Source organism: Photobacterium marinum (genome assembly GCF_000331515.1).
GTDB lineage: Bacteria > Pseudomonadota > Gammaproteobacteria > Enterobacterales > Vibrionaceae > Photobacterium > Photobacterium marinum.
Genome location: NZ_AMZO01000035.1, coordinates 35966 through 48216, shown reverse-complemented (window position 1 = coordinate 48216; position 12251 = coordinate 35966). Strand labels below are relative to the sequence as shown.

General features: G+C 47.4%; 9 protein-coding genes. 7 read left to right on the top strand and 2 right to left on the bottom strand.

Translation table 11 applies throughout. From position 1 onward, the window contains the following. Positions 1-14 precede the first annotated feature (14 nt). The 7 genes from C942_RS20505 to C942_RS20475 all read left to right on the top strand — a co-directional run bounded on the left by C942_RS20505 (position 15) and on the right by C942_RS20475 (position 9344). On the top strand, positions 15-1139 hold the full coding sequence (locus C942_RS20505; protein ID WP_007469853.1) for a coiled-coil domain-containing protein: 1125 nt from the start codon (positions 15-17) through the stop codon (positions 1137-1139). Positions 1140-1369: 230 nt separating this feature from the next. Then, positions 1370-2416, top strand: coding sequence for a succinylglutamate desuccinylase (locus tag C942_RS20500; RefSeq protein ID WP_007469852.1), 1047 nt, complete (start codon positions 1370-1372; stop codon positions 2414-2416). A 124-nt stretch (positions 2417-2540) separates the two neighbouring features. Beyond that, complete coding sequence (gene btuC / locus C942_RS20495; protein ID WP_007469850.1) at positions 2541-3533, top strand: vitamin B12 ABC transporter permease BtuC; 993 nt, start codon at positions 2541-2543, stop codon at positions 3531-3533. 49 nt (positions 3534-3582) lie between these two features. Continuing rightward, positions 3583-4344: a vitamin B12 ABC transporter ATP-binding protein BtuD gene (gene btuD / locus C942_RS20490; RefSeq protein WP_083882384.1), complete on the top strand. Its 762-nt coding sequence runs from the start codon at positions 3583-3585 to the stop codon at positions 4342-4344. A 90-nt stretch (positions 4345-4434) separates the two neighbouring features. Next, positions 4435-6231, top strand: a complete 1797-nt coding sequence (locus tag C942_RS20485; protein ID WP_007469845.1) for a M3 family oligoendopeptidase — start codon at positions 4435-4437, stop codon at positions 6229-6231. A gap of 278 nt (positions 6232-6509) precedes the next feature. Next, positions 6510-8033, top strand: a complete 1524-nt coding sequence (locus C942_RS20480) for a DUF1800 domain-containing protein (RefSeq protein WP_157372667.1) — start codon at positions 6510-6512, stop codon at positions 8031-8033. A gap of 3 nt (positions 8034-8036) precedes the next feature. Beyond that, entirely contained in the window at positions 8037-9344 is a 1308-nt protein-coding gene (locus C942_RS20475) for a DUF1501 domain-containing protein (RefSeq protein ID WP_007469841.1), read from the top strand. Between the two features lie 138 nt (positions 9345-9482). On the opposite strand, the gene C942_RS20470 is transcribed toward C942_RS20475, so the two are convergent. Both C942_RS20470 and C942_RS20465 read right to left on the bottom strand, forming a co-directional pair. Continuing rightward, positions 9483-10889, bottom strand: a complete 1407-nt coding sequence (locus C942_RS20470; RefSeq protein WP_007469836.1) for a YfcC family protein — start codon at positions 10887-10889, stop codon at positions 9483-9485. A gap of 71 nt (positions 10890-10960) precedes the next feature. Beyond that, entirely contained in the window at positions 10961-12070 is a 1110-nt protein-coding gene (locus C942_RS20465) for an NAD/NADP-dependent octopine/nopaline dehydrogenase family protein (RefSeq protein ID WP_007469834.1), read from the bottom strand. Positions 12071-12251: the final 181 nt, after the last annotated feature.

Genomic DNA, 12251 nt, shown 5'->3' with positions numbered 1-12251 from the left:
TGCAAAGAGATAAAATGAAATCATTTATCAAGCCGGTTATTGTTGCATTCAGCCTCTTGTCGGTTACAAATTATGCATACTCCAAGGCCGCTGACTCGAATCAGCCTAGTGAGCAGGAAATGAAAGCCATGCTGGACATGCTTGACCAATTGGATGAACTGGATCGCATGGATTTTCGTGAAGCTTTACGGCAGGCAAGCAGTTGTATTTCAAGTCGTCTTTATTCATGTGCGCAAGAGAGGCTTTCTGAAGCGTCGGAGTATGCGAACAGTGAATCAGACAAAGCACAGTTAGCGCGAGTCAGGAATGATCTTGAGTCCGAACGTAAACTGGAAGCCAAAGAAATTGCACTGGCTAAACAGCGTAAACGCGAAGCTGAACGTCGAGAGTGTGAAAGACAGCGAGAGGTCGCACGGTTACGTCGCCTTGAGATGGAACGAGAAATGGAGTCTGATGATAACTTAGCGATGAATACATTCATGCAAGGTTTGTCGCAGGGACTATCAGATCTTGCTGAAAGGAATGCACAGCGGAATCTCGAAATTAATTCGGCGATACGTCAGGCCAATGCGATGCAGGAGCAACAGCGACGTGAATATCTTGAAGAGCAGCGTCGGGCCAGAGAAAGAGAGGCTGAGTGGCAACGCAAGCAACAGCGTTATGAAGATCAGCAACGTGCTTTAGCTGAGCAGAAAAGAAAGGCTGAACAAGAACGCAGAAGAGAGCTGGAGCTGGCTCGCAAGCGTGAGGCGGAACAATTGGCCCGTCAGCGTGAGAAAGAACGCCAGCAACAGGAAAAGGAACGTCAGTTGCAGGCTGAAAAACTGGCTAAACAGCAAGCCAAGAAGGCTTATCTTGATAAGCTGCTTTCCGGTACACGCTTGGGGGCGATGAACTGCTATGGTGAAATTCACATTGGTGGCCAGTTACCGAAAGTGGAACCTAAAGCGGTGGGATGCGTGGATGTTCATTATCGGGTAAGTTGCCCGGTAAGTGCACGTTCAACGACCGGTGTTCTGGATTACTTTACCAGTTTTGATATGGGCTGTTTCGGTGACACCGATAAGCTTACGTCAGATTTAGGTTGTAAAGCGGAAGAGTTGAAAGTCAGAGCGGTTAAAGTTACCGAGTGCCGTTAATCTTAGTCAGCTTTCTGTCAGATAGAAGCTGTTGTATAGAAAGGGGAGCTGTGTTTGTCACAGTTCCCTTTTTGCTTCTTATATCTTTCCCTTCCAGCTTCTTTTTCCTATCTTTTTCCCGTTATTGAATATCACAAACTTAAAATAACAATGTTACAAAGGTGTAACCTTTTGGTATGTTGATATGTAGTGACATCCACTGAATAACAGTAATAACACGGAGGTTATGTATGGCGTTAGTACAGCAGGTCAGGGACGGAGACTTTCTCGGTGCGACGCTGGATTTATCACAGCCTTTTGAAACGGCTGAATGGACAGTTTCATCCGGAGTTCAATGCCAGCTATTAATGCGTGGTGTGCTTCAGGTGACACCGCCAAATATCAAGGGGACAGAGAAAGACATTGTGCTTTCATCCGGTATTCATGGTGATGAAACCAGTCCTATCGAGTTGGTGCAGAGGTTAACGGAAGGGGTTTTGCAGGGGCGGGTTATACCGGCTCATCGAATCTTATTGATTATCGGTCACCCGGAAGCTATCAATGCTCAGACCCGTTATATCGATGAAAATATGAACCGTCTTTTTAAAGGCCACAATGAAGAACGCAATGTTGACTGTAAAGTTGCAAATCAGCTCCAGAAGGTAATCAGTCACTTTTTTGCCGGTTCAAGAGCGGAGAATAAAGACCGCTGGCATTTAGATATGCACAGCGCTATTCGAGATTCAAAGCATTATACCTTTGCGGTTAGCCCATTTACCGCTAAACCGACCCGTAGTAACCGTTTGTTTTCCTTTTTGTCGAGGGCCGGAATTGAAGCCGTGTTGATGTCAAATGCATCTTCGCCAACATTTAGTTGGCACAGTGCGGAGTATTATGCCGCTCAGGCCTTGACGTTGGAATTGGGAAAAGTCGCAGAATTCGGCGAGAACGACTTGTCTTCTCTGGAGCTATTTTATGAGGCTCTGCTTGCATTGGTAACCGAGCAGGAACTTCCCTCTGAATGGCAAAACGATGAGCTCAAAATCTATAAGGTTACTCGGACACTGATTAAACACTCAGAACAATTTTCTTTTACCTTCCCAGATGAGCTCGCCAATTTCACATTCTTTGAACAAGGGAAATTATTGGGAAGCGATGAGGACGTCGAGTACTTTTCCCTGTCAGGCGGAGAGGCGGTAGTGTTCCCTAATTCCCGGGTTGCGCTCGGACACCGGGCATGCCTTCTTGTTCAACAGGCGGATGTAGATCTTGGCGAACAAGTGACGTTACGTCAGTAAATCGCTTCTAATCTGGTGAAAAGCAGGCAATTGACTGATATATAATTCAAATTACAGGTAGTCTGCTTTCCAATCTTACGGTGAGACGGTATGGTTAAAGCTTCCTTTTTACCGTGTTCGACCAATGCATTTAAACGATCTTATTTCTCGCCAGCAGGCAAGGTGGAAGTTCAGCTTTATTCTGATTGCAGTCGCTTTGCTGGCCGTCAGTGTTTTTTCTCTCGCAGTCGGTGAGCTGTTTATCCTGCCCTGGGCCCCGGACGGCGGTTTAGAACAGCAGTTATTGTTGCAACTACGGATGCCAAGGTTATTGGCCGCGGTTGCTATCGGTGCCTCCCTTGCTGTGTCAGGTGCAGTGCTTCAGGTGTTGCTGGGGAATCCTTTAGCGGAACCTGGTGTGTTAGGAATTTCCGGTGGCTCAAGCCTGGCTTTGGTTGTCGTGCTCTTCGCGCTACCTTTTGAGCCTGCTCCTGTCGTTATGATGCTGGCTGCGATGGTCGGTGCCTTGTGTTTTACATCGATCCTGGTCGGATTATCACGGCGACGTAAGGTTTCCACCGCCAGATTGCTGCTAATTGGTGTCGCTCTTGGCATTCTGTCCGGTGCTATTGTTACCTGGGCATTTTACTTTAGTGATGATCTTAACCTGCGCCAGTTACTGTACTGGCTGATGGGCAGTGTCGGCGGGGTAAGCTGGACACATCTTTCTCTGTTGTTGCTGGTTATTCCTGTTCTCGTCTGGCTGTGTTTGCAGGGTAAGAAAATGGATCTGCTGATGTTGGGGGAAGGGCAGGCCAAGCAGCTGGGCCTGAATGTTGAGGCGTTTCGCTGGCGTTTGATTTTAGTCGTTTCGCTGCTGGTCGGTGCCGCTGTAGCGCTGGGTGGTGTTATCGGCTTTATCGGTCTGGTTGTGCCTCATTTGCTTCGCCTTGCATTGGGAACAGAGAACCGTTTTTTGTTGCCGCTGTCTGCGATGACAGGTGGTTTGTTATTAGCAGTTGCTGATACTGTGTCCCGGATCATTTTACCTTCTGCAGAACTGCCTGTCGGGGTGGTGATCACCAGTATTGGTGCACCTGTATTTATCTGGATGCTGCTAAGATCCCAAATCGATTGAGTTTCTCGTCATGACATCACAAAGCAAATATCAAAAGAAGGATGAAAGGGTGATCTTAGAGGTTAAAAACCTGGCAATGCCACCGCGTTTGCTACCCGTGTCTTTCTCAATTGACGCAGGAGAGATTGTTCACTTGATCGGTCCCAACGGTAGCGGGAAAAGTACTGCGTTGTCGATGCTTTCCGGCTTGTTTGACGGAGACGGTGAGATCAATCTGCTTGGCAAGCCAATTGCTGACTATGATCTTCAGATGCTGGCAAGAATGCGTTGTTATCTTGCCCAGCAGGATCGCCCGGCATTTTCAGTTGGTGTCTACCATTACCTTTCGCTGGCCTTATCCGCTTTGACAGAGGCTGTGCCTGAAAAAATCCAGGAAGCCTTAGACGAAGTATGTCAGGCACTCAATATTGCCGATAAGCTGACCCGTAATATTCAGCAATTATCTGGCGGTGAATGGCAACGTGTTCGCTTGGCAGCGGCGTGTTTGCAAGTCTGGCCTACACTGAATCCTGAAGCAAAGTTGTTGCTCCTCGATGAACCTGCCGCGGCGCTGGATATAGGACAGGAAGCCGCGATGTATAAGCTGATCCGTATGATGGCAGGAAAAGGCATTGCTGTTGTGATGGCTAACCACGATTTGAATCGCAGCCTTCGTGAAGCCGATAAAGTGATGCTGTTGAAAAACGGCTCCTGTGTGGCGAAGGGGGCTCCGGATGACGTAATGACTGTCGAGCGGCTGGAACAGACCTTTGTAACCCGTGTCCAGCGGGTAGAACATGACGGAAAGTCATGTCTGATTTTTTCTGATTAAGTCATACCCAAGTGATCTCATTCTGAAAACGGTAACCTGAGACCATTTGGGTATAGTTACTTAAAACTATTCTCAATAAAGGAGTGATAAATGACTGCACCAAGCTGGGATTTGTCGATTGCCTACCAGGATCTTTCCGATCCGAAAATTCAACAAGACATTAAAATAATCGAAGAAAAAACTAGCCAGTTGGCGTCTTTAAATCCGGACAGCCTTGATGATCTGATGAAGGCGATTGTGCTAAAGGATCAGCTTGCAGTTAAAGTTCGTACTTTATCAAGCTATGCCAATTGTTTAACGTCAGTTGATGCCGCAAATGATGGTGCGAAAAAACTGTCAGGTCAGTTGGATCAGTTATTTTCGAAGTTTGAGCAGGCGCTTAATCCGTATTTGCAGGCTCTGATTAATTTGGATGACAGTGATTTTGACGCTGTGCTCGCTGGTAACCAGGAAAGCGGCAGTCTGGCGCATCACCGTTTTCGCCTCAAACGCGATCGCCTGAAGCGAAATCGTCTGCTTTCTGTTGGTGAAGAACAGTTGCTGTCTGCAATGAATGTGGATGGACGAAATGCCTGGGGACGTCTTTACGATAATCTGACCGGTAGTTTAAAAGTGACGCTCCAACTGGCTGACGGCAGTGAAGAAACGATGGGACTGTCGCAGGCGGCCAGCATTCTTTATGGCCCGGATAGTGAACGTCGTGAACCGGCATGGCGAGCGATTTCTGACATCATGGAAGTACATGAGCAGACCTTCGCCGCTATTCTTAACGGTCTCGCGGGTGGGCGCTTAACGGAGTATGAAAAGCGCAGCCACACCGATCAGGTACATTTTCTTGATTCTAGCCTGCACACCAGTCGTATTGAGAAGCAAACACTGGATGCCATGATTCAGGTTGCCAGAGACAATCAGCTTGTCGGTCGTAATGCCGGGCAGCAAATGGCAAAACTGTTCGGAACAGACAAGCTCAAACCATGGGATGAGCTGGCTTCAATGCCTGCACTGCAAGGTAGTAAAGGTGAAAGCTATAGCTTTGAGCAGGGTATTGCGATTATCCGTGATGCGTTCGCCGGTGTTGATCAGGAAATGTCTGATTTTGTCGACATGATGGTCGAAAGGAAGCTTATTGATGCTGCACCTCAGCCGAAAAAACGTTTAGGTGCTTACTGCACTAAGTTTGTTGATACTCGAACGCCTCTGGTCTTTATGACCTGGGGTGGCAGCATGTCGGATGTTCTTACTCTGGCGCATGAATTGGGTCATGCTTTCCACAACTGGGTAATGCGTGATATGTCTCTGGTGGAAACTGAGTACCCGATGACACTGGCTGAAACAGCATCTATTTTTGCTGAGAATATCGTTCGTGATGCGCTGCTGGAAAAAGCCCAGAATGATCAGGACAAGCTGATGATGCTGTGGGAAGAAGCGCAGTCGGCTCTGGCGTTGATGGTTAATATTCCAGTTCGCTATGAGTTCGAAAAAGCCTTCTACGAACAGCGCTCAAACGGTGAATTTACACCTGAGCAGCTAAAACAGCTGATGTCAGAGACCTGGCGTGAGTGGTATGGCGATGTGATGGACGAAACCAATAGCATGTTCTGGGCCAGCAAGCTGCACTTCAGCATTCCTGAAATCAGCTTCTATAACTATCCATATCTGTTCGGTTATCTGTTCAGTAAAGGTGTTTATGCCCAGCGCGAAGCGAAAGGTGAGCAGTTCTATTCGGACTATAAAGCCTTGCTGCGTGATACGGGTTCTATGACAGCCGAAGAGGTGGTTAAGAAACACCTTGGCATGGATATTCGCCAGCCGGAGTTCTGGCAGCAAAGTGTTGATATGGTTAAACAGCAAATTGATGAGTTTGAGCGATTGATTAGCAAGTTATAATTATTCGCTGAATATTTTAGTTCCAAAGCCCGGATTATTTTCCGGGCTTTTTAGTTTTATTGGTTTGTTTTTCAGAGACTGCTTTGGGCAAAACATCACATTATTTCCAGTCAGGCCTAATTGTTTTGCATCAGTGCAGACTTAATTCGTTACCTTTATTCCACAAATAATTAATTCCTTCCTGGTATTTCTTTTCTTTAATTCAATTCAAATAAGCTTAGATATGCAGCTACTAGTCATTTGATAGAACAATTCCAATAGAGAAAGAGGACGTCACATTGGCTATTCAAAAGGAAGACAGGGTACAGGTGGCTAAATTTCTGTATCGAGCAACATTTGGCCCCAAACCGGGTGAGATTGAATCCTTAAGTGCAATGGGAATTGATGCCTGGTTTGGTGAGCAATTTCGTTTGGCTCCCAGTTTACACCGTCCATCAGCTGAAGCATTTGCTTCGGCTAGCGGGACCTCTCTGGGAGAAGGTGTCCGTTTAAGTGCATGGTGGGCCAATACTCTTGAAGGGAAAGACCAATTACGTCAGCGAGTGGCTTACGCGTTGAGTCAGATCTTCGTGGTGTCTCGCTCTGGTGGACCGGATTCACAGGCTTTGGCGGAATATTATGATCTACTGGTTCAACATGCTTTCAGTAATTTTAGGGACATATTAAAAACCGTCACGTTGAGTCCGGCCATGGGCAAATACCTTACCTTAATCGGCAGTAAGAAAGCAGATTCGGTGAAAAATACTTTTCCGGATGAAAATTATGCTCGTGAAGTTATGCAATTGTTCAGCCTCGGGTTATGGCAGCTGCATTCTAACGGAATGCCAAAACTGGATTCGTTCGGGAATAAAATTCCCACCTATACCCAGGAAGATGTCGAGGAGTTGGCTCGAGTGTTTACAGGCTGGCGTAAGGATACATATTTGAAACCAATGTATTCGGTTAGTCGATGGCATGACACCGGTGAAAAGAAAGTCCTGGGGCAGGTTTTTGCACAGGGGCAGACGGCAGAACAGGATTTGGAACAGGCCATTGACCTGTTAGTTAACCACCCGAATACCCCGATATTTATTTCAATTCTGTTGATTAAACGATTGACCATCAGCAACCCGCGGCGAAGTTATATCGATCGAGTGGTCAAAGTATTTAAGGATAACGGTAAAGGGATATGGGGCGATATGGAGGCCGTAATCAAAGCCATATTGCTTGATGAAGATGTCCTTGCAGGAAAAGCCATGGCTGATTATCAAAATACGGGTAAAAGCAGTCGCAATTTTGGCAAGGTAAAAGAACCGATAGTTGCTATGGCTAATTTATGTCGGGCGCTGGATGTCAAAAGCAACGATCCGGAGCGCTGGTGGGATTTCGCATCAAGTCAGAAGAATTACGGCCAGGCACCGCTCAGGGCACCCAGTGTGTTTAATTTCTATGAGCCGGATTATGCTCCCAAGGGGGAAATTAACGACAAACTATTATCATCACCAGAGTTTGGCATTTTGTCGATGGATGTTGTGCGGCGAATATCGAACCGAATGTGGATTTGTATCGCCTCATCGCAATCGACAAATAAGAAAAAGTGGTCGTGGGATCGCAGTGAATATGAACGGACAGTGAGTCAGCCCGATGAATATGTCGCATTGGTTAATGAGCGCTTGTTCGGAGGTTTGATGTCATCTGAGCTTTCCTTGTTTCTGAAAGGGATGCTCGAAGGCCTTGAGCTGAATAACAAATCTGCTGACAGAAAAATAAAGGACACACTGTTTGCCGTTCAATGTTCCCCTGAATTTCGTTGCCAGGAGTAAGCTATGAAGATCACACGACGTAATTTTCTCAAAGGAAGTGCTGCATTAAGTGCGACATCATTGGCTCCGGCAGTGACAGGAATCAATATTGCTCATGCGCAGGAAGGCGATTTTAAAGCCCTTGTTTGTATTTTTCTGTTCGGTGGTAATGATGCTTATAACATGGTCATTCCGGATAATGATGCGGAATATTCGGATTACTTGAATGCTAGGCCTGAACTGGCAATTGTGCGGGAAGAGGCCGTTAGTATAGGTATTGCGACTGATAACGGCGTGCCTTTGGCCTTACATCCATCAATGAAAAGTTTGCAGGCAGTTTTTACCGAGGATAAAAAAGCGACGGTTATTGTCAATTCCGGGCAACTTGTTGAACCTGTTATTGGTAGTGCGGTTGCTAATCCGGAATTACCCGAATTCCTGATGGCTCATAACTTACAGCAAACCATGTGGCAGTCCGGTGCGGAAAATATGAAGGACAAGTTAGGTTGGGCCGGGAGAATGGTTAGGGATATGCATTTACCGGGTTCACTTTCTCCGCTGATTTCACTAAATGGTGAGAAGAAGTGGCTGAGAAGTGAAAACCATGAACAGTTGGTGTTGACCACAGACGGTGCGGGTGAATACAGCGGCTTGAAAACTCCGGAAAGATATGAAGCTATGCTGCGTCATTTCAACGAAAAGTTCAGTAACCTGTATGCGGATAATTACTCTGAAACGATGGCTGACAGATATTATGACAATGAAAAAGCCAAAGAGGCACTGGGCAATGTCGGTGAACTGACCGGATATCCTGATACGCATTTAGGCCACTCGCTACAAACTACTGCGAAATTAATCCGATCCAGGGCTGACCTCGGCCATCAGCGCCAGATTTATTTTGTCGGTTTAGGTGGCTTTGATACTCATAAAGATCAACAGGCCAAGCATGCAGGTTTGTTGCAGCAGGTATCTGATGCGATGGCGGCTTTCTACCTGGATATGAAAAGCATTCAGATTGCAGACAAAGTAACAGCGTTTACCATGTCTGATTTTGGTCGTCGGATAATGGCCAATGAAACCGGTACGGATCATGGCTGGGCAGGGCATCAGATTGTTGTCGGTGGTGCAGTTAAAGGCGGTAAAGCTTACGGCAAATGGCCTGAACTGGTACCGGGCAGTCAGTATGATTATAAGAATGGTCGTATTGTCCCGGAAATTGCAGCAGATCAGGTGAATGCCTCGCTAGCTCGCTGGTTTGGTTATCAGGGAGCATTGACTGATTTATTCCCGTCTTTGAAGTCGTTTAAGTCACATTACCTCGATTTCATTTAACCAGCAGGTGTGATCAAGTACTTATGCTGACAGGAATTATTAAAGGGAAAGCCAGACACGAAGTCTGGCTTTATTTTGATAGCCAACTGAGCTATCGCGTTGTGGAGAGTTTATTAGAATATTTTAGTTATCAGCGGGCTAGCCCATCATGACGCCGATACTCAACAGCACCATTACCATAGCTGTCAGTATACCCAGCAGCGGGCCAATGAATCGCAACCAGGATGAGTAAGCAACACGACCGATTGCCAGGCCACCCATCACGACGCCGGATGTCGGGGTAACCAGGTTAGGCAGGCCGGAAGCTGATTGATAAGCTGTCACTACCAACTCTCGGCCAACACCGGCAAAGTCAGCCAGTGGTGCCAAAACCGGCATTGAAAGTACCGCGAGGCCGGATGATGATGGCACTACCAGACACATTACAGCTTCAACCCAGTAGATAGCATTGATGAAGGCAACGTCGTTTAGTCCGCCCAGTAAGCCTTCTGCATAATGAAGGATGGTGTGAGTGATGTTGCCGTTATCCATCACCACAACCAGGCCTCGGGCAATGGCGATGATCAGTGCGACGCCAAGTAAGTCTCGGGCACCATTAACAAAGCTGTCGGTGATTTCCACTTCTGACATACGGCCGACAAAGCCAACCAGGATACTGGAGCCGATAAACAGGGCAGACAGTTCCGCCATCCACCATCCGGCAACGGACACACCCCACATCATGACCGCAAAAGTCAGGCCGAAGATAGCTAGAACGGCTTTACGGGTATTGGTCAGTTCCGGTGTCTCTTGTTGCTTGCTATGAAGGAAATGGTTGAGATTAGATTCTCTCTGGTTTGCAACAATGGATAGCTCCGGATTACGTTTTACTTTTTCGGCATAGCGCATCACGTAAATCACGCAAGCTACCCAGCCCAGAACCAGGATAATCGCGCGAAGAGCGAAACCTTCCATAAAGTTGATTTCAGCTGCGTTGGAAGCAATTACTGTAGCAAACGGGTTGATGGTTGAGCCCAGACACCCGATACCGGCACCAACCATGATAATGGCAACACCGACAATACTGTCATAGCCTGCGGCTATCATTACAGGGATAAGCAGGGCGTAAAATGGGATGGTTTCCTCTGCCATGCCATACACAGTACCGCCCAGGGCGAATAGTCCCATTAGGATAGGGATCATCCATTTTTCACGTCCGGCCAGGCGTTTCATGGTGCCGGCGATACCTGCATCGATTGCACCGGTTTGGGTGACAACTGCAAGGAAGCCGCCGATGACCAGAACGAACAGTGCTACATCAACAGCACGCGCCGCATAGCTGCTCGGGTCATAGAAGCCCTGAATCGGAGCCATCAGGATGTCGACGAAACCTTGTGGATTGGAGTCCACGGTTTGATATGTGCCGACCAACGGTACCATGCGCCCCAGCGTTTCATTGGTTTCCATCTGATACTGTCCAGCTGGTATAACCCAGGTCAGAACAGCCATTAAAACGGTCAGAATCATCAGGATTGTGTAGGCAGAGGGAAATTTAATTTTTGTCATAGGGATGTCCTCTTGTTTCAAATGGGGCTTTCGCCCCATAAACGGGTAGTGACCAATAGTGGCCCCACCTTCTAATTAACGAAGTCCATGATTTCTTGAGCTGACATGTTGTTTAAGCCCATTTGTTTCAGTGTCCTTCCTGTTTCGAAATAGTTGGTTTCGTTATAGGCGTTATCGATATGCAGGCAGGAGGTAATCATTGGAGTTTCAACACCAACCAGCTGACCCAGTTCATAGCAAGGAACCAGCAGGTAGGCTGCGTCTTCAGTGATGTAACGGTTGCTGGCTGAATTTGGCGCGCTGTTGAGTTTGCCGTGGGTTTCAGAGGTGCGGTTTACCTCATAAACACTCTTACATTCCATATCGTACAAAGCATTCATGGCCTCCAGTTCAGGAAGCAGTTGCAGACCCAACGCTTTACCGATTGACTGGCGTTCTGTTTCCATCACGGCCGCAGCTTTTGCGGTTGATACAGAGCAGCAGTCTTTGTAGTAATTGAATTGGCCGTCATAGTTTTCCAGTAGCCCCATATTGAGGGTGGTGAGCAGAGGGTGGCCGCCGAAGTTGATATTTTCCAAACCCGCTTCAAGCACATTATCGAGAGGCTTGAGCGGTAGTGGCATTACCGGCTGAAGGGCATCAATCGCATCTTGTGTACGGCTTGCCGGGAAGGCGGCAACTGGCAAAAATTCCTTCATCCCCAGGATGGCGATTTCCGCCGGGCCGACAATTCGGGTTGCCCAAGGGATAGAGATGGCATCGACGAATGTCAGGTCAAGGTCTGCATAGCCTTGCTCTTTCTTTAGGCGGTTCAGAACCAGAGAGCCATAGTTACCCGGCATCAGCATAATGATCTGGCCATTACGGAGATGGGGCAGCATGTTGATAAACAGCGGTTCCTGAGCAAATGAAGGGACGGGTAGTACCAGCATATCGGCATAAGCAATAGTTTCGGCCAGATCCCGGCTGATTTTGTCGATCTTCTGGAAGCCGTCATAGGTAAGCGGGACATCATTGAAGCTGTCCAGCGCACGGATACCGTCTTGCTGCTCGATATCAGTCAGTGGTTGATCGAATCCCGGAGCACCATAAAGGCAGACATCTGCGCCTTGCATAGTGAAGTGGTAAGCGGCTGTTAAACCTGCATTGCCAGAGCCGATCACGGATACACGAGGGTTCATAACTTCTTCCTTCTTGTTATTTGATTTATCTGCTTTCCAGACTAAGGAAGATGGGCGTATTGCTGCCAATGACGAAGGCGGGGACTAGTATGCAAAAAGGTAATGCTTAGCGAGCGTCACCTTTTTAATTCAATGAAAAATAAAGGTTTTTGGTTGGATTCTGATTGTCGCTTACTATCAG

Bases quoted from the DNA above. Each gene is read 5' to 3' on its own strand.
- btuC (WP_007469850.1), top strand. From the start codon at position 2,541: ATGCATTTAAACGATCTTATTTCTCGCCAGCAGGCAAGGTGGAAGTTC.
- C942_RS20465 (WP_007469834.1), bottom strand. From the start codon at position 12,070: ATGAACCCTCGTGTATCCGTGATCGGCTCTGGCAATGCAGGTTTAACA.
- C942_RS20500 (WP_007469852.1), top strand. From the start codon at position 1,370: ATGGCGTTAGTACAGCAGGTCAGGGACGGAGACTTTCTCGGTGCGACG.
- C942_RS20505 (WP_007469853.1), top strand. From the start codon at position 15: ATGAAATCATTTATCAAGCCGGTTATTGTTGCATTCAGCCTCTTGTCG.
- C942_RS20485 (WP_007469845.1), top strand. From the start codon at position 4,435: ATGACTGCACCAAGCTGGGATTTGTCGATTGCCTACCAGGATCTTTCC.
- C942_RS20470 (WP_007469836.1), bottom strand. From the start codon at position 10,889: ATGACAAAAATTAAATTTCCCTCTGCCTACACAATCCTGATGATTCTG.
- C942_RS20475 (WP_007469841.1), top strand. From the start codon at position 8,037: ATGAAGATCACACGACGTAATTTTCTCAAAGGAAGTGCTGCATTAAGT.